Annotated in this window: 16 protein-coding genes and 2 pseudogenes; 3 read left to right on the forward strand and 15 right to left on the reverse strand. The window is 69.8% G+C overall.

Going from position 1 to position 17,092, the window contains the following annotated elements; genetic code table 11:
• Window positions 1–5 precede the first annotated feature (5 nt).
• Together ABEB28_RS27775 and ABEB28_RS27785 are read right to left on the reverse strand one after the other, a co-directional pair.
• Window positions 6–691 (reverse strand): annotated as a pseudogene (locus ABEB28_RS27775) (MBL fold metallo-hydrolase).
• Between the two features lie 186 nt (window positions 692–877).
• Window positions 878–1,819, reverse strand: coding sequence for a YncE family protein (locus ABEB28_RS27785; RefSeq protein WP_345731180.1), 942 nt, complete (start codon window positions 1,817–1,819; stop codon window positions 878–880).
• A 196-nt stretch (window positions 1,820–2,015) separates the two neighbouring features.
• Here ABEB28_RS27785 and ABEB28_RS27790 point away from each other — a divergent pair, with 196 nt between their 5' ends.
• On the forward strand, window positions 2,016–3,179 hold the full coding sequence (locus ABEB28_RS27790) for a TetR/AcrR family transcriptional regulator (protein WP_345731227.1): 1,164 nt from the start codon (window positions 2,016–2,018) through the stop codon (window positions 3,177–3,179).
• Window positions 3,180–3,194: 15 nt separating this feature from the next.
• Here ABEB28_RS27790 and ABEB28_RS27795 read toward each other — a convergent pair whose 3' ends face one another.
• The 13 genes and pseudogenes from ABEB28_RS27795 to ABEB28_RS27855 all read right to left on the reverse strand — a co-directional run bounded on the left by ABEB28_RS27795 (window position 3,195) and on the right by ABEB28_RS27855 (window position 16,211).
• Window positions 3,195–4,403 carry an oxygenase MpaB family protein gene (locus ABEB28_RS27795; RefSeq protein ID WP_345731181.1) on the reverse strand — a complete coding sequence of 403 codons (1,209 nt, stop codon included), beginning with the start codon at window positions 4,401–4,403 and terminating at the stop codon, window positions 3,195–3,197.
• A gap of 525 nt (window positions 4,404–4,928) precedes the next feature.
• Complete coding sequence (locus tag ABEB28_RS27800; protein WP_345731182.1) at window positions 4,929–5,999, reverse strand: MFS transporter; 1,071 nt, start codon at window positions 5,997–5,999, stop codon at window positions 4,929–4,931.
• An 18-nt stretch (window positions 6,000–6,017) separates the two neighbouring features.
• Window positions 6,018–6,503, reverse strand: a complete 486-nt coding sequence (locus tag ABEB28_RS27805) for a S26 family signal peptidase (RefSeq protein ID WP_345731183.1) — start codon at window positions 6,501–6,503, stop codon at window positions 6,018–6,020.
• Window positions 6,500–8,401 (reverse strand): ABC transporter ATP-binding protein, encoded by a 1,902-nt coding sequence (locus tag ABEB28_RS27810; RefSeq protein ID WP_345731184.1) that lies wholly within the window; start codon window positions 8,399–8,401, stop codon window positions 6,500–6,502. Before ABEB28_RS27810 ends, ABEB28_RS27805 begins: the two co-directional genes overlap by 4 nt.
• Window positions 8,398–8,937, reverse strand: a complete 540-nt coding sequence (locus ABEB28_RS27815; protein ID WP_345731185.1) for a TlpA family protein disulfide reductase — start codon at window positions 8,935–8,937, stop codon at window positions 8,398–8,400. Before ABEB28_RS27815 ends, ABEB28_RS27810 begins: the two co-directional genes overlap by 4 nt.
• Entirely contained in the window at window positions 8,874–9,989 is a 1,116-nt protein-coding gene (locus ABEB28_RS27820) for a hypothetical protein (protein ID WP_345731186.1), read from the reverse strand. The genes ABEB28_RS27815 and ABEB28_RS27820 overlap by 64 nt, the downstream gene beginning before the upstream one ends.
• A complete protein-coding gene (locus ABEB28_RS27825) occupies window positions 9,986–10,891 on the reverse strand; it encodes an ABC transporter ATP-binding protein (RefSeq protein ID WP_345731187.1) in 906 nt (301 codons plus the stop codon). Before ABEB28_RS27825 ends, ABEB28_RS27820 begins: the two co-directional genes overlap by 4 nt.
• A gap of 131 nt (window positions 10,892–11,022) precedes the next feature.
• Window positions 11,023–11,397, reverse strand: a pseudogene (locus tag ABEB28_RS27830) (Na+/H+ antiporter NhaA); the annotation flags it as partial.
• Window positions 11,398–11,409: 12 nt separating this feature from the next.
• On the reverse strand, window positions 11,410–12,993 hold the full coding sequence (locus tag ABEB28_RS27835) for a peptide chain release factor 3 (protein ID WP_345731188.1): 1,584 nt from the start codon (window positions 12,991–12,993) through the stop codon (window positions 11,410–11,412).
• A gap of 89 nt (window positions 12,994–13,082) precedes the next feature.
• Window positions 13,083–13,601, reverse strand: coding sequence for a glycosyltransferase (locus ABEB28_RS27840; RefSeq protein WP_345731189.1), 519 nt, complete (start codon window positions 13,599–13,601; stop codon window positions 13,083–13,085).
• 26 nt (window positions 13,602–13,627) lie between these two features.
• Window positions 13,628–14,200, reverse strand: coding sequence for a GerMN domain-containing protein (locus ABEB28_RS27845; RefSeq protein WP_345731190.1), 573 nt, complete (start codon window positions 14,198–14,200; stop codon window positions 13,628–13,630).
• On the reverse strand, window positions 14,197–15,540 hold the full coding sequence (locus tag ABEB28_RS27850; protein ID WP_345731191.1) for a HAMP domain-containing sensor histidine kinase: 1,344 nt from the start codon (window positions 15,538–15,540) through the stop codon (window positions 14,197–14,199). Before ABEB28_RS27850 ends, ABEB28_RS27845 begins: the two co-directional genes overlap by 4 nt.
• A complete protein-coding gene (locus tag ABEB28_RS27855; protein ID WP_345731192.1) occupies window positions 15,537–16,211 on the reverse strand; it encodes a response regulator transcription factor in 675 nt (224 codons plus the stop codon). Before ABEB28_RS27855 ends, ABEB28_RS27850 begins: the two co-directional genes overlap by 4 nt.
• A 148-nt stretch (window positions 16,212–16,359) precedes the next feature.
• Here ABEB28_RS27855 and ABEB28_RS27860 point away from each other — a divergent pair, with 148 nt between their 5' ends.
• Both ABEB28_RS27860 and ABEB28_RS27865 read left to right on the forward strand, forming a co-directional pair.
• A complete protein-coding gene (locus ABEB28_RS27860; protein WP_345731193.1) occupies window positions 16,360–16,740 on the forward strand; it encodes an STAS domain-containing protein in 381 nt (126 codons plus the stop codon).
• On the forward strand, window positions 16,737–17,009 hold the full coding sequence (locus ABEB28_RS27865; RefSeq protein WP_345731194.1) for a GlsB/YeaQ/YmgE family stress response membrane protein: 273 nt from the start codon (window positions 16,737–16,739) through the stop codon (window positions 17,007–17,009). Before ABEB28_RS27860 ends, ABEB28_RS27865 begins: the two co-directional genes overlap by 4 nt.
• Window positions 17,010–17,092: the final 83 nt, after the last annotated feature.

Below are 17,092 nucleotides of genomic sequence, written 5' to 3' on the forward strand. Positions count from 1 at the left end.
CAGGCTCAGGGGTCAAGGCCCGACCGCGCCGCGTCACGATCGTTGCCGGGCCAAAAGTGGGTGAGTAGAAGCCGGCGAGCGCCGGCGCGGGTGGCCCAACGCCCCGCTTCCGCCGAGGTAAGAAGGTTGCGAGCGGATTCCCCGTTCCTGCCAGGCCGGTCGGTGGCTTCCCTGATGTACAGGTCGGCGTCGCGGCCGAGCTCGGCTAGCAAGGGATCCGGACCAGTGTCGCCGGTGTAGGCGAGCACGGTCTGACCAGCACTTAGGCGGACGCCGACGTTAGGTACGTAGTGCGGCAGTAGGACACCGGTGAGTCCGAATGGTCCCACCCGGTACTCGCCTGGCAATTCGTGGATGGTGAACACCGCGCGGAGGTCCACGTCAGGTTCGAGGCCGGTGAGGCGGTCGACACTCCCGGCGGGCAGTAAAGCGGGATGGTCCGACCCCCGGGATCGCCGTAGAGGTGCATGCGAAACAGGCCGTGCAGGTCGATGCAGTGGTCGGGGTGTTCGTGGGTGAGGACGACGGCGTCGACCGCTCCGTCCGGGCAGTGAGTCAGCAGCCGCGCCAGGGTGGCGTAACCGAGATCAAGCACGAGGCGGTAGCCGTCCCATTGCACGAGGAAACCGTTGCATGCCCTGCCGGGCTCCGGGAACGCCCCGCATCCGCCGAGCACGGTGGCACCTCGCATCAGCCCAGCATGCCTGCTCGAACGTGCGAACTGACCCCTGTCGACCGGACTCGACACAATCCCCGATCGATCCGCTGCGAGGTCCGGGCGTCCGGACGTCGCCCCGATCCAGACCCAACAAACGCGCAGCGGCAGAAGCGGATGCCGTGACTGCCGACTGGTGCATTGGCTGCGGCCTCTAGGACTTTAGCCTTTCAGAATGTGGCGCCGGAGCCGTCCGTCGTCGGTGCTGAGCCAGGAACCATCGCCAAGCGGTTCGAAGTCGTACGGGTGCCCCGACGGCGCGTCAAGCCGGCGACGGATCTCGCCGGTGTGCGGATCGACAAGGTATCGCTCGAACCACTCCTCCTCGTTCTCAGTTTCGCCTGCGACCGTGACTACGGCGGTGGAATCGTCGACGTACCCGCCGGCGTACTCGATGACCGCGTCGAACGGCTCATAGCCCAGCGCCTCGACCGGCACCTGGGCTACGACCGCACCGTCGGGATAGGTGTGAAACGCTGCGTCCGCGTTGCCATGGTCCACCGTCATCAGGTGGCTGCCGTCCGACGTCATCGAGACCAGAACGCGGTTGCCCCACTCGTATTCGAACAGTTCGATCCGGTCGCCGTCGAGCCGGCCTCGGTAGACGCGACTGCCATCTTGCCCCTCGCCGACGTCGAGCAACATGTGCAGGCCATCCGGGTGCGCGATGTGCTCGCTACCGTGACCGACCGAGTCGAGGTGCGCCTGGGCCAGGATGCGGCCGGTGCCGGCGTCGACCGCAAGCCACCGGTCGGTGCCTGCGCCGGTGCGGGCCAGCCCGTCCGGGCGGTAGACCCATACGACCGTGCCATCGAGGGAGAAGTCGCAGCGGTTACGGGCGTTCGGCCGCTGCGATGACACTGGCGGGAAGTCGAGCTGCCACAGCATCGACCCATCACGGTCGATGCAGTTCACCCGATTCGGTGTCGCGTAGACCGCGTGACTCAAGTCGGGTGCCACGGCGCAGCTGTCAGGCTTCAGGCTCGCCTCGTCGGTGACTGGGAAAACCACCGTGGGAACCACGTCCGAAGCCACTGCCGCGCCCGTCGAGAAGTCATACGCCTGCACAAGACCGGCCGAGAAGCGAGTGATCACACGGGCCATGACCTCAACCTAGCCGGTCGGCTTTGGCTGGCTGCTGCCTCATGACACCCCTGATCAATCACACGCACATCGGCCAGGAGCGGATGTTCTCGCGCTTGCGTCCCAGCGAACTATCACCGTTCCGAGCGACTTCGACGCCTTGTGATTGACTAACTCGCATGGTGTTGCGTTCACCCATGTCTGCTCGAGCGATCCGGTGACCGCTGGGCCGACCGCGGGCGCCCGACCGCGCAACCGCAAGCAGCTCATCGTCGAGGCGGCCGGACAGGTGTTCAGCGAGCGGGGCTATCACGCGGCGTCCATGGAGGAGATCGCTGCAGGCGTGGGCATCAGCGCGGCAGCGCTGTACCGGCACTTCCCGAACAAGTACGCGCTGTTCGCCGAGGCTGCTCACGTCATGGTGGATCGGCTCGTCGCCGAGCTCGACGAGTCGCCGCCCGACGCGACGTTGAGGGATGTGCTTGCCGCCATCACCCGTGTCACGGTTCGCCACCGCGCGTCGGGTGGTCTGTATCGATGGGAGGCCCGGTACCTCGGACGCGAGGATCGCCTATTGCTTCGGTCCAAGTTCGCACACGTCGTCGGACGCGTGACCGAACTGGTGCGGCGCGATTACCCACTAACCGACGAACGCTTGCGGGCCACTGCAGCTCTCGGTGCCATCGGATCCATCACGATGCACCACACCTCGATCGCCCAACGCCGGATCGAGGACATGCTGCTGAACGCCGCCTTGAGCGTAGCCGCGACCGATCCGGCGGCAGCCGCGCCCAGTGTGCATTCGATCGAACTACCGGCTCAGCCCGTGCCGCGCACCCGACGTGCGGAGATCCTGGCAGCGGCCATTCCGTTGTTCGCCCGGGACGGGTTCGCGAACGTGACGAACGCACAGATCGCTCAGGCGGTGGGGCTCGCTCCGTCGGCTCTCTATCGACACTACGCCGGCAAGGTCGACATCTTGGTGGCCGCATGTTTGCAGGCGGCGGGATTGCTGGCCCAGGCCGTGGAACGGAGCCTTCAGCAGGCGAACGACCCGCGTCAGGCCGTGGTGGCTTTGGCCGCGGCGTACGTGGCCTATAGCTTCGAGCACAACACGCTAAACAGCGTCGCCGAGGCCGAGGTCGCCGGTCTACCGGCCGACTTGCAGCGGCCTTTGATCCTCGCCCAGCGCGAGCACATCGCCATCTGGGAGGAGCAGTTGCGGACAGCCCGCCCGGAGTTGGACTCGCGCCAGGCCCGGCTCCTGATACATGCGGGATTCGGTGTGGTGGTCGAGGCCGGGCGCGCCCTGCGTTGGCAGGACGCACCCGAGCACCGGGACGCCGTCACGTCCTTGGTGACCAGCGCCCTCATGCTGTAGCCAGCGAACGCCGGCTCAGTTGGGCCGGTTCCCTGTCGGGATGGTGATGGGGGTGTACGTCGGCGAGGTGCCGTTGTTGAGGAACAGCATCGCTATGCCGCGTAAGAGCTGGTCGAACGTGGCGAAGGTATTCGGCATGACCGGCGTCAGTCCTTCCTTGAATGCGACGAACGCCGGCCATCCGGTTTGGATCAATCCGCGTGCTGCGTAATCACGCGGCAGCTTCAGCCAGTCGCCGACCTTGTCGCTGAGCACATAGCGCGTGAATTCGTTGAGGATTCCCTTGGTGAGACCCCGGTCGACCTCGCTCACGAGTCCGAGCAGAATTTCGGCCAGCTTGATGCCTTCGGGCGTCGGACCCATGATCGGCGTGAGTGCGTAGGACGACTGCTGTTTCGCGGCGGCCCAGCTCGCGGGGATGAAGTCGTCCCGCACGCCCAGCAGGTGCAGCCCAACCTGCCACTGGTGCAGGTAGGCCTCCTCTTCCGCGACCGACATCCTGATGCCCCAGGACTTCAGCTTGGTGTACACGAAGGTACCGAGGCTGTGGAAAGTGACCAGGATGTCACCGTTGCTGATCGGCCTCGCGCCGTCGTCGGTGACCGCCCGCCATGCTGGTGACTGCGGTAGCAGGTGCCGCACCGCCGCGTGTGTCAGACGCGTCTTGTTAGAGGTCACCACGAAGTGGCCCGTGGGCTCGAAGGCGTCGATCGCGGCCAGGTCGTAGCCGTAGGTGAAGGTCTTGGCCGCACGTGACTTCATGTCAGCGCCGCCCGCGGAGTAGTAAACATTGCGGGCCTCTCGCGGAATCACGGTGCTCATGATTCCGCTTCCCAGGCCGTACAGCAGGAACATGTACGTGCCCAGGCGCTTGTTGAACTGGGCACCGAGCTTCAGCTTCTTCTGGTCGGCCCACGACGGCAGTGCGTTGTGCTGCTGAAGGTAGGTGGTGAGTTCGGCGGGCAGGCCGCCGGGCAGCGCATCGCTGTTCTTGACCCACGAGTCGAACGCCGTGTTGACCGCCGGGATCTGACCGTTCTTCAGAAGCGAGGCGACGAGCGGGTCGGTGGCGTCGTCCCAGACGTCCCACGGGTCGGTGACCCTGTCGACAGCGGCGATCGAGTTGCTGGACGACCAGGCCCAGGCTCTGGAGGGGTCGACTGCGCCCACCAGACCCAGCGCAGCACCGAGGGTTAGAACGCGTCGCCTGCTGAGATTCCCCATTCGCTTACCTACTTCCGGGTCAGCGGAGCATCACTCAGAGGTCCGGCTCGTGAGGCTCGACGATTCGATTCCGGGCCGATGACCGATGTGATTCTGGATTAACATAGCGGGCAACCGGACCCTCGACAAGTCTGGATATTTCCCCCGGCTAGGATTCGCGCGTTCTCACGCCGGTTGGCGAGACCTCGGCGCACCTTCGTCGAGGTCGACGCCGCACCGGCGCAGCCCGGCGGTTTACCGCGGCGGATGGCGACCGACGTTGACGCGGCGGACGCGTTCAACCGTGCGGAGTTCGGTGCCCCGGAGGCTTTCCGGGCCGCTGTGCCGGCTGACGATCCCGCCACGCGCGGTCGTCGCCACCGCGGCCGGCGCCGCGTTGGGCCGACGCGCTCGATGCGTCCCGCCGCGCCAACCCTGAAGCTCGTTCATGACCTAGAACGACTCTGGCTTGGACTGGACCCACCGGGCTGCCTGGATGTCTCGCGGACATACTGGGCAGGCCTTAGTGGGTTCCCGCGCGGACAATTAGGACAGGCTGCTCGCCGGGTGACGGCGGGGCAGGAGCACCTGGCCGATCGAGCCGATCGTCACGATCGCGAACGTGACGGCTGTCGGCAGCAGGTAACCGCCGGACGCGCCCACGATCAGGCCGAACAGGGGGGCTCCCAGTAGAGCGCCGACGCCGGCGCTGGTGAGCATCGCACCGGTGACCGTACCCAGGCTGTTCACACCGTAGTAGTGGCCGAGCATCGCCGGCATGAGCGCGATGTTGCCGCCGTAGCCGGCGCCGAATAGCAGTGCGAATGCCAGTAGCCCCGGGAATGACCGGGCCGGTATGAGGATCAGAAAGCTCGCCCAGATCGCAACGATCGTCGCCTTGTATGCGGTGACCACACCACACCTTCCCGCCACCAGGCCGAACAGGATCCGTGCCGCGGTGCTGGCGAACCCGATGACGCTGATCAGCGCCGCCGCACGAATGGCGGTGGCGCCGGACTGCACGGCCATTGGGGCGACGAACACGAACGGCACGTAGAGGACGAGTCCCATCGCGAACCCGGAGGCGTAGAGCAGCCGAAACATGCAGTCGCCCGCCAGATGGCGGACCGGCCAGACGACGACGGCACGGTCATCGCGCGCGGCGACCGGCGTGGCCCTCGCGCACGCCAGCAGCACCAGCAGGACGGCGATGCCGAGCCACAACTCGGAACGACGCCACCCGATCGCCTCTACCAGCGCCGCGGTCACGATCGGGCCGACTATCGTGCCGACGCCGATGCCGGTCACTGCGATTCCGATGGCGTGCACCCGGTGGCGGACGAACCAGGCGCCGACGTTCGCGACCGCCGGCACGTAGACGCAACTGACGCCGACGCCGACGGCCACATAGCCCAGGACGGCCTGCGCGATGTGTCCGGCCGCTGCGGTGAGCGCCAGACCGGCTGCGATGAGTAGCCCGCCGGCCGCGAGCAAGGGCCGCGGACCGTGGCGGTCGGCGAGCTTTCCGGTCACTCCGCTGAGCGCGAGAAAGGTGCACGTGAAGACCGAGAAGGCCCAGCTGGCCTGGCCCGCGGTGACGCCCAGCGATGCTCGCATCGGCTCGACCGAGCACGACTACCGCGCGGCTGTCGACGCCCTGCTCGCCGCACTCACCGGCCGATGCTGTGGCCGCGGACGCACGACGGCGCCGAGGAGGTTGCCGCCGGCGTAGTAGCCGAGTTGGCGCGAGTCCGTCCCCGCCGGATTGTCGCCGAGGACGACCAGGCAGTCGTCGGGCACCACGTCCTCCGGTACCGCACTCAACGCCGATACTCGCGTTCGGGGGACGGGATCGCCCGGCGCGGCCGCGACCCGTTTGATGACCCAGAACGGGTCGTCGATGGGCGGCAGCCCGCCCAGCGGTTTACCCGGGAGGATCACGATCACCTGCCCGGCCCGGACCGCGGAGGCGCGGCAGCGGCGCACCAGAACCCGGTCGCCGCAGCGGTACGTGGGCTCCATGCTGAAGCCGGTGACCCGGACCATCACCAGGTTCCGCCGGACCCACGCCGCGGCGGCGAGCACGCCAGTGATCGGTACCAGCGCCGCGACGATGTTCACGATGCCGCCTCGGCCGTCGCCCGGTTGTCGAACTGGTCCACCTGGTCGTCCAGGTAGCCGGTGGCTTGCAGCGTGAACAGGTGAGCATAGGTCCCGCCGGCGTTCATCAGGTCGGCGTGCGTGCCCTCCTCCACGACGGCGCCGTCGTCCAGCACCACGATGGCGTCGGCGTTCCGGATCGAGCCGAGACGGTGGGAGATGAGCACGCTGGTGCGCCCGGCGCGGTGCCGCTGCAGTCCGGCATGGATGCGGTACTCCGCCTCGGCGTCCAGGCCGGACGACGGCTCGTCCAGGATCATCAGGTCGCGGCCGTCGCGCATGAATGCGCGGGCGACCGCGAGCCGCTGCCACTGACCGCCGGAGAGGACCACCCCGGTGGTGGGATCCTCGCGGTCGGCCTCGGTCATGAAGATCCGCGACAGCAGCGTCTGATAGCCGGCCGGGAGGCCGGCGAGTTCGTCGTCGATACCGGCCTGCTGCGCCGCGGTCCGGATCCGGTCGTCGTCGTCGATCGCCGTCACGTCGCCGAGGCCGATGTTCTCCGCCGCGGTCAGGTCGTACTCCACGAAGTCCTGGAACACGGCCGTGACCCGCTTCCGCAGCGAGGCCGGGTCCAGTTGGCGCAGGTCGATGCCGTCCCAGTACACCGCGCCCCGTTCCGGGTCGTAGAAACGGCAGAGCAATTTGATCAGCGTGCTCTTTCCGGAACCGTTTCGCCCGACGAGCGCGGTCGCTCGGCCGACGGGGATCGTGAGCGTGACTCCCCGCAGCGCCCAGGGGGCGTCCGGGGTGTACCGGAACCACACGTCGCGCAGTTCGATGCCCTCCCGCAGCGGCGGGACCGGCCGGGGATGCGCGGCGATCGGGAGGTCGGTGGGGCCGGTCACCACGGCGCGGAAGTGATCGAAGATCAGGAACTTCTGGTGGAGCAGCGTGAACTGACCGATCGCGGTCGCCAGCGCGCTCTGCACTCCGGCGGTCGCACCGATGAACAGCGCGACGTCACCGATCGACAGTTCACCCTGCCGGGACGCACGGACCGCCCACACCAAACCACCGCCGGCGACCACGGCGCCGAGGAGAGCCAACCCGCCCTGTACGAAGAGCTCACGGCGATCGACGGCGCGCCGCGCGCGGTCCGCCTTGCGGCGCTCGGTGAGCATTCGCCTCTGGAGGAAGCCCGCGATGCCGAAGAGCCGGGTCTCTTTGGCGGCGTTGGCGCGCAGCAGCAGATCGCGGTAGAACAGCTCACGGCGCTCGACCGGGCTGATCGTGAACGTCATGCACGCCCGCCGCCGCGAGAGAGCCAGCTCGGCGAAGAGCACCGGGATGGCGGCCACCACCACGACGATCGCCATCACCGGGCTGATCAGCACGAGCGACACCAGGAACCCAGCCAGCGCGAGCATCGACCGAGCCGCGCCGAGCCCACCGGCGACGATCTCCGCGGGACCCTGCTCGGACATCACCGCCACCTGCAGCCGGTCGAGGAACGCGGGTTGCTCGAAGCGGACCATCCCGGTCAAGCGACCCACCGACCCGTGCAGCCGGTCGATCGCGACCAGGCTCGCCCCGCGGTTCAACTCGGCCTGCAGGAACTGGTCCAGCTGCGGAAGCGTCGCGGTGGCGACGCCGGCGAGCGCCAGGCCGGTGGCGAGCGTCACGAGGGGCCCGATCGCTCCGCCGGCGACGATCTGGTCGATCACGCCCCGCGTCAACCAGGTGACGGCGACCGGAGCCGCGGCCCCGACCAGCGCCGCGGCGGCCAGCAGCAGCACGGTGCGGGGAGAGGCCAGCCAGGCGATGCGGACGGCCAGCGCCGCGGCCGCGCGCGGCGCCGCGTCCGGCGCCGCCGTTCCGGCGTCGGGTGGCATCCCGCTGGGTGGCGGTGCGGTCACGGGACCGGGACGGGCAGGGCGGCGGCGTCCGGGCCGCTCCACCGAATCCGTCCGTCGGCGTCGACGAGCGTCGCGGTAGGGAAGGTCGTCACCCCGAACGCCGACGCCATGCCCGGTGCACCGGGCGGCTCCACCACGACTCGGGCCACCGGCGTCAGCTCACCCACCATGGCGGCACCCGCCTCGCCGGTGCCCGCGACGACGGCGATCACCCGGGACGCACCGCCGGGGAACGTCCGAGCGGCCGTGGCGAACGTCGGGACGGCCGCGACGCACGGGTCGCATCCCGGGCTGAAGAAGCCCACCAGCGTGCCGTCGTCCAGGTCGTGCCGCGACACCGTCATGCCGTCCACCGTGGTGGTGGAGAAGTCCGCAACCGTGCTGCCGACCGGCGGCATGGCGCCGTGCAAGCCCGGGGGCAGCGCGCCCGGAGCGGCGGCGAGTTGGCGGAGCCTGCGGACGACCCCGACGGTCAGCAGGAGGTTGAGCAGACCGAGCACGCCCAGGGCGAGAACGGCGGCGACGAGATAGGGCACGTCAGATCCTCTCCGTCGCGCGACCCGTCGCGACCGGCGTCGACCGGTCGGAGAAGAGGTCCGCGACGTCGTCGAAGGAGATCGTGAGAACAGCGAGGACGAGCGCGCCGAACACTGCGACGCCGACGCCTCCGGGATGCAGATCCACCACCAGGCCGGTGCCGCCCGGTACCGGCGCGGTCGCCGCGCCGAGCCGGTCGGGTCGCGCGGCTGGGCACCAGACCGGCGGACAAGTCTCGCCGCCCGCTCGCGGTGTACGCAGCTCCGCACACCGCGACGGCGGCCAGAGCCAGCACGAGCAGCGGCAGCCACTGGTCGTCGCCGAACGGCCGCGTCAGTGCGATCAGCCCGATCGGCGACGCCCAGCGCAGCCAGCCCAGCGCGTCGACGCCGTCCCCGATCATCCGCACGAGCAGACTCGTGCCGAGCAGCGCGACCGCGACGGTGGTCGCGGTGGTTCGGGTGGAGAACAGCTGCGCGGTCAGCGCCGCGACCCCGGCGAAGAACACCCCGAGCAGCGCCAGCCCCACGCCGTGGACGAGCGCACCCCGCATACCGACGCCGGTCGCGGCCAGCGCTACCGCGACCGCCGCGCCGACGACCAGCGGAGCGGCGACCAGCACCGCGAGGTGACGGGCAACGGCTTTCCGCAGCGGAGTGCGCCCGGCCAGCAGCAGATCCCAGCGACCGGCCGCCTCCTCACCGCGCAACACTCGGGTCGTCGCCACGATCGTCCACGCCGCGATGATCAGCGCGAGTGGTGTGCCGCTGCGCCACACGGTGAAACCGCCGACGGTGTCGAGCGCGATCGGCTCGCCGAAGAGCGTCCGGATGGCCGGGTTGCTCGCGAGCGCGCGCAGTGACTCGGCGCTGGCCGGATCGTTGACGATCGCGCGCGCGGTAGCGGCGACGAGTCCGGTCATCCCGGCGGCGACGGCCAGAACGACGACGGCCCCGGCGCGGATCTGCCGGACGGCCAGCCAGGTAAGTGCCCACCCAGCCTCGTCCCGCACGGTCAGAGCGGACGGGGCAGTGAGCGTTCCGGCGGTCACCGGGCCACCTCGCTCACGGAGTCCCGGCCGTAGTAGTCGAGGAAGATCTCCTCGAGGCTGGGTTCGCGGATACTCACTGCGACCGTGTCGACGTCGGCCAGCGCGTGCAGCGCCGGCCCGGGAGGGCCGGTCAGCGCGAACCGCAACCGTCCCTCCCCGAGTGATTCGACGCCGTCCACGCCGGGCACCGCGTCCAGCCGGGGCGCTGGACCGGTGTAGGTGAGCGTCACCTCCGAGCGGTGCAGCCGACGCAGGTCCGGCACCGTTGCAACCTCGGACAGTCGTCCGGCGCGCAGGATGCCGACCCGGTCGCAGACGGCCTCGACCTCGGCGAGCTGGTGGGAGCTGAGGAACACCGTCTGGCCACGGTCGCGGGCCTCGTCCACCGTCCGGCGGAACTGCTGCTCCATCAGCGGATCCAGGCCGCTGGTCGGCTCGTCGAGGATCAGTAGCGGCGCGCGGGTGGCGAACGCCGCGACCAAGGCGATCTTCTGCCGGTTGCCCGTGGAGTACGCGTCGGCGCGCTTGGACAGGTCCACGTCGAACCGCGCCAGCAGCTCGTCGCGGTAGGCGGTGTCGATGCCCGGGCCGGTGCGGGCCAGCAGATGGAGGATCTCCTGTCCGGTCAGCCGCGGCCACAACGCGACGTCCGCCGGTACGTAGGCCACTCGCCGATGGGCGACCGCCACGTCGGCGGCGGGGACGTCGAACAGCCACGCCCGGCCGGAGGTCGGGGAGGCGAGTCCGAGTAGCAGCCGGATCGCGGTGGACTTTCCGGCGCCGTTGGGGCCGAGGAAGCCGAACACCTCACCCGGCGGGACCTCGATCGTCAGGTCCTCGAGCGCGGGCAGGCGGCCGTAGTGCTTGGTGAGGGCATCGGTGCGCACGGCGGGAGCAGTCATCGCCAGAGCCTTCCGATCGACGCGGTTAGGACGTCGCCGACCAGGCTTCCCGGCACACCACGTAGGACGGTACGCCGATTGGAGCCCGCCGGGAAGGCTTCGTCGTACCGCCGCGCGAGCGATCGGCTAGCTCAGGACTGCTCGTAGACGTCGGGAATGCCGTCGCGGTCGACGTCCCTCTCCTCTTCTTCCTGGAGGCGCCGGTAGGTGCGGTTCCGCAGGCGCAGAAGAATCGCGGCCAGGACGGCCGCGATCAGCGAACCGGTGAAGACGGCCACCTTGACGTGCTCGTCGCTGTCGCTCCCGGCGCCGAACGCGAGTTCGCCGATGAGCAGGGAGACGGTGAAGCCGATACCGCCGAGCAGTGCGAGGCCGACGACGTCGATCCAGGCCAGGCCTTCGTCCAGGCTCGCGCGAGTGAACCGTGCGACCAGCCAGGTGATCAGCGTGATTCCGACGGTCTTGCCCGCGACCAGGGCAACGACGCTGTGGCCGATTCCGATCGCGGGCGCAGCGGGTCAGCGCGGGTTGTCGAGCATGGGGTCCAGCCGGACGCCGGGGTGATCCCGGCTTACCGAGGCCAGCCGCCAGGGCGTGGGAAACACGGCGAGCAGCGCGCCGTCCCGGGTCCGGGTGAATACCTCGACTCCGGGTGCCCGCTCCAGGACCGGGGCACCGGCGGCGTCGGTGCGGCGGGCCACCTGGTAAGTCAGTGGTTCCAGGACGCCGGGGGCGGAGAACTCGTGGGCCAGGCGGTGCAGCGCGACGTCGAACTGCATTGGTCCGACGGCGGCGAGCACGGGTGCCTGTTCGCCACGTCGGTCGGAGACCAGTACCTGGACGACGCCTTCCTCGTCGAGCTGGGTGACGCCGCGGCGGAACTGCTTGACTCGGCTGAGGTCCTGCGGCCGGAGCACCGCGAAGTGCTCGGGCGCGAAGGCGGGCAGGGGCGGGAAGGCTACGGCCCGGCCGGTGCAGAGGGTGTCGCCGACCCGCAGCGCGGTGGCGTTGACCAGCCCGATGACATCGCCGGGGTAGGCCGTCTCGAGCGTGGAGCGCTCCTGACCGAACAGGGCGCTGGCGTATTTCGTGCTGAACGGTCGACCGGTGGCGGCGTGCACCACTTGCATACCGCGGTCGAAGCGGCCGGAGCAGACCCGTACGAACGCGATGCGGTCGCGGTGCGCGCGGTCCATGTTGGCCTGGACTTTGAACACCACGCCGGAGAAGTCCGCGTCCAGCGGGCGTGGGGCGCCGCTCACGGTCGGACGCGGAGCGGGGGAGGGCGCGAGGTCGATGATGCCGTCGAGCAGGTGCCGGACTCCGATGTTGGAAACCGCGCTGCCGAAGTACACCGGGGTGGCCTTACCGGCGAGGAAGGCCTCCGGTTCGTGCTCGGCGCCGACGCTGCTGAGCAGGTCCAGTTCCTCGACCGCCGTGCGGTAAGCACTGTTCTGACTCATCGCAGCCGGGTCGAGGACGCGCGCGGTGGCCGCGGTGGCACCACCGGCGGCCCGGGAGAACCCGACGACCTCGTCCTCGCGGCGGCGGTCGATGAGGCCTTGCAGGTCGCCGGCGAGGCCAATGGGCCAGGTGATCGGCGTCGGCCGGATCGCTAGCCGCTCTTCCACGGCGTCGAGCAGCGCGAGCGCGTCCTGCCCGGGGCGGTCCCACTTGTTGATGAACGTCACGATCGGAATGCCGCGGTGGCGGCAGACGTCGAACAGACGCAGCGTCTGAGGTTCCAGGCCCTTGGCCGCGTCCAGCAGCATGATCGCGCAATCCACGGCCGTGAGTACCCGGTAGGTGTCCTCGGAGAAGTCGGCGTGGCCCGGAGTGTCGACCAGATTCAGGATCGTGTCGCGGTAGGTGAAGCGCAACGCGGCGGAGGTGACCGAGATGCCGCGCTGCCGCTCCATCTCCATCCAGTCACTCGTGACGCCCCGGCGGCCCGCTTTGCCGTGTACCGCCCCGGCCTGGGTGATCGCGTCGGCGTGCAGCGCGAGGGCCTCGGTCAGGGTGGACTTGCCTGCGTCGGGGTGGCTGATCACGGCGAAGGTCCGCCGGCGGCGGGCTTCGAGAACGACGTCCGGGTCGGACACCAGGCTTCCTTACTTCAGGCGGTCAGCGCGGCTGTGGCCCCGCGGACGACATCGGCGACGGAATGAGTGTGGCTGCGCAGTGAAGCTCGTCAGCGGGCGGGTCGGTGTGGTCTCAGGGCTGTCGGCGGCGATGTTCGGTGAGGGGCCCGGTGCACCTGGCCAGGCCACGGGAACTGTCGGGTGGGTACGTACATCGGCATGGGCAAAGCAAGCACCGCGGGTATGCCCAACTTCTCCGCCACGTGCTGCCCGGCGATCACCTGACCGTTGTGCACGATGACGTCCGCGCCGGCGCCCGCCCCGGTCGAGGCCACCTGCCAACAGTCGTCCAGAACGCCGGTGAACATCGCGGGCAACTGCCGCATCAAGCGGATCTTCGCGCGCGCCCCGCCAGCGGCGACATCGCCCACCACGGAGCTGGTATCCAGAACCCGTAACGGGCCGTCATCGAGGGCGGCGAACTGCACACCATTGCCGGTCGCCAGACCGGCGAGCCGTTCCGGTGCCGCCACCACCGCCTGGTGACCGCGCTGCTGCAGCCCACGAGCCAGAGCTACGAACGGCTGCACGTCGCCGCGGGTGCCGAGCGTCAGAACCAGAACCTTCACGATGAACCTCCCGCGGGGCGCGGCTGCTACTCGGTGACGAGCAGGTCGGCGTAGTCGGCGATCGTCAGCGGCCCGGCCGTGAGCGAGGCGTCGCCGCGCGGCACCGGCAGTGGCTTCCCGTCTTGGACGAACCGGACCGCGCCCACGGCGAGGCGGGACGTGAGGGTGCAGACGATCTGGCCGAAGGCCAGTACGTCGTCGGTGCGGCCGGCCTCCCGGTACTGATCGCCGAGGTCGACGGTGACGATGCCGCCGTCCTGGGTGGCGCCGGTGGCGAGCCTGGTCGCGGCCAGGGCACTGGTGTAGCCGGAGTTCTGCTCGACCGCGTCCGGCCCCTGCAGCAGCAAGCGCAGGTGGGTGTCCGCGCTGATCGGCGGCCGGACCCGCCGGATCACGGGGGTGAGCGCGCCGTCTCGCACCAGGCAGATCCGTTCGGTGGCGCTACCCGGCTGCACCCCGGGCGAGGCGCTCGGGAGCGATGCGCCGGAGTCTGCCGTCCGGCGCGCGGAACGTGGCTCGTCGTCCAGCGGGACGCCACAGCCGGTCAGCGTCAGAGCTGTCACGACGACGAGAATCGCGGCGGAGAGCCGTCGCCTCATCGGACCGGTCCGTTCAGTCGGACCCGGAACCGGGCACCACCGCCCGGGTTGTCCTCCACCCAGGCGGCGCCGCCGTGGGCGGCCGCGTGTGCGGCGACGAGTGCCAGGCCGAGCCCGGTGCCGTCGCTGCCGGTCCCGCGGTCGTGGGCGGTCCGGCCGCGAACGAAGCGGTCGAAGATGGCGTGTCGGTCCTCAGGACGGACACCCGGGCCCTGGTCCTCGACGACGAGTTCGTTGCTGGCGATGCGGATCGCGGTCGGACCGCCGCCGTACTTCTCGGCGTTCTCGACGAGGTTGGTGAGTATCTGCTCGACGCGTGTCCGGTCGACCTCCCAGACCGGTTCGTCGGTGTCGACGTGGACGAGGTCGGTCGGCTGGTGCCGGGCGCGGCACACATCCCGGGCGAGCGCGGCGATGTCCACGGGTGTCCGGTCGAGCGGCTGATCGCCGCGGGCGAGCGCGATCAAGTCGTTGACCAGGTGCTGGAACCGGTCTACTTCTTCGCCGACCAGCTTGGCCGCGGCGGCGGTCCGCTCGTCGAGTCGATCGGCGCGGCGGGTGAGCACACCGGCGGCCGCGGAGAGCGTCTGCAGCGGGGAACGTAGTTCGTGGCTGACGTCGGCGGCGAAGCGGCGGTCGCGTTCCACCCGGTCGGCGAGTTCGTCGACCATGTGGTTGAACGACGTGGTGAGCCGGGCCAGGTCGGGTTCGGTGGCGGGGTCGAGCCGGGTCCTGACTAGGCCGGCGGTGATGTGTTCGGCGGCTTCGGCGACCGAGGTCAGGGGGCGCAGCACCGACTGGGTCACGTACCAGCCGAGGACCGCGCCCGCTCCGGCGGTCATGAGAGCGACCGCGGTGAGGACCACGGCGAGGGTGCGGAACGTGCGTTCCAGCTCGGCGAGCGAGTCGACTTCGTAGAACGCGGTCGACGAGGAGATCGGGACCCCGACCACGACCACGGGCCGGCCACCCGAGCGCACCCGCTGCACCATCGGCTCCCCATCCGCGACGCGATCCTGCAATGCGGCGGGGATCGCGGCAGTGATGCCTTCGTCCGCGCTGCGCGCGTACCAGGTGCCGTTGCGGCGGACGAGGACCTGCCGGTCGCCGGTGGTCTCCAGTGACCCGAGGATCTCGACGATGTCCGGGTCCTGAGCGGTGAGTCCGGCGCGGACCACGGTGGCGTTGAAGTGCGCCGCGCGGACCGCAGCCCGCTCCCTGCCCTCGGTCAGCGACGTCCGAATGAGCTGGTAAGACAGCAGAGCCATGGCGGCCGACAGCAGCAGCGCGCCGATCGCGAAGCTCGCGATCACCCGGCGCCGTAGGCCGATCGGTCTCACGGCTGCAGCTTGTAGCCCATGCCGCGGACCGTCACCAGGTGACGGGGGTTGCGCGGATCGAGTTCGATCTTCTGGCGGAGCCGCCCGACGTGGACGTCGACCAGCCGCTCGTCGCCGACGTCGTATCCCCACACACGTTGCAGCAACTGCTGGCGGGAGAGCACCCGGCCCGCGTGCTCGGCGAGCTCGCAGAGTAGGCGGAACTCGGTGCGGGTGACGGCGACCGGCTCGCCGCCCAGCGTCACCTCGGCGGCGTCCGGCCGTACCGCCAGCTCGCCGAACGTCCACGAACTCACCGGGGGCGCCGGCGTCCGGACGCGGCGTTGCAGGGCGCGCAGACGCGCGGCGAGTTCCTCGGTCGGGACCGGCTTGACGACGTAGTCGTCGGCTCCCGCCTCCAACGCTCGGACGACATCCTGAGTGGCGTCCCGAGCGCTCAAGACGAGCACCGGAACGTCGTCGGAGCGTCGTAGCTCCCGGATGCACTCGAAGCCGTCGAGGCCCGGCAGCATCAGGTCGACCATCACCACGTCTGCTGGGTGCCTGCGCTGCCGATGGAGCCCTTCCTCGGCCGTCCCGGCTCCATTGGCGTCGAAGCCTTCCTCGTCGAGGGCGAGGAGCAAGGACAGGCGAATGCGGTCGTCGTCCTCGATCACCAGCACCGACGCCATACCGCCATCTTCCCTGCCCCGGCGCGAACCGGCGAGTGACTCCGGCTCCCCCGGGCGCACTGTCATGGAACTGTCATACGACCTCCAAGCGATCTCCACAGGACGCGGCGAAGCTCGAACCGAAGACACAAAGTAGCCGGGAGGGAACGTGGACGTTCTCCAGACCGAACGACCCGAGGTCGGTATCCCCGTCGTCGAGCTCTGCCTGCGCGAGGCGATCACCAGCGCCCAGCTGCCGACGGTCCGGGAGCGGGTCGATGAGGTCCTCGCGATCGCCCCACGGGTGCTCGTACTCGATCTGAGCCAGTGCCCGGCGGTGGACGCCGCGGGGATCGCCTACCTGGTGGACCTGCACCGCCGGATGCGACGGGTGGAGGGACGTCTGGAGCTGCGTGCCCCAGGGCCACGAATCGATCGGATGCTCCGCCTCACGCACCTCGACCGCGTTCTGCCGGTCGTTCCACGCGATCACGACGCACGTCCCAGCGCCCTGTCCGCCGTGCTCGGAGAGGAGAGCACACCGCAATGACCATCACCGGCATCATCAGTGCCGTCGTCGTCGGACTGATCGTCGGCGCCCTGGGACGGCTAGTCGTTCCCGGCCGCCAACGCATCCCCCTCTGGCTCACGCTCGTCATCGGCATCGTCGCGGCGCTGCTCGGCACCACGATCGCTCGCCTGGCCGGCGTCGACACCGACGGGTTCAGCATCGTCGAGCTGATCGCGCAGATCGCCTTGGCCGCACTCGGCGTCGCCGTCGTGGTCGCTACCAGCAGTCGGCGTGCCGGCGTCCGCTGAGATCACCGACGTGGTCCGCCTGCAGCCCGTCCTCTCCCCGCCGCGGGCGGACCACCCGATCATTCCGACCTCGACCGGTTGCC

This window comes from Cryptosporangium minutisporangium (assembly GCF_039536245.1).
Classification (GTDB): domain Bacteria; phylum Actinomycetota; class Actinomycetes; order Mycobacteriales; family Cryptosporangiaceae; genus Cryptosporangium; species Cryptosporangium minutisporangium.

Bases quoted from the DNA above. Each gene is read 5' to 3' on its own strand.
- ABEB28_RS27855 (WP_345731192.1), bottom strand. From the start codon at position 16,211: ATGGCGTCGGTGCTGGTGATCGAGGACGACGACCGCATTCGCCTGTCC.
- ABEB28_RS27865 (WP_345731194.1), top strand. From the start codon at position 16,737: ATGACCATCACCGGCATCATCAGTGCCGTCGTCGTCGGACTGATCGTC.
- ABEB28_RS27845 (WP_345731190.1), bottom strand. From the start codon at position 14,200: ATGAGGCGACGGCTCTCCGCCGCGATTCTCGTCGTCGTGACAGCTCTG.
- ABEB28_RS27785 (WP_345731180.1), bottom strand. From the start codon at position 1,819: ATGGCCCGTGTGATCACTCGCTTCTCGGCCGGTCTTGTGCAGGCGTAT.
- ABEB28_RS27825 (WP_345731187.1), bottom strand. From the start codon at position 10,891: ATGACTGCTCCCGCCGTGCGCACCGATGCCCTCACCAAGCACTACGGC.
- ABEB28_RS27795 (WP_345731181.1), bottom strand. From the start codon at position 4,403: ATGGGGAATCTCAGCAGGCGACGCGTTCTAACCCTCGGTGCTGCGCTG.
- ABEB28_RS27800 (WP_345731182.1), bottom strand. From the start codon at position 5,999: ATGCGAGCATCGCTGGGCGTCACCGCGGGCCAGGCCAGCTGGGCCTTC.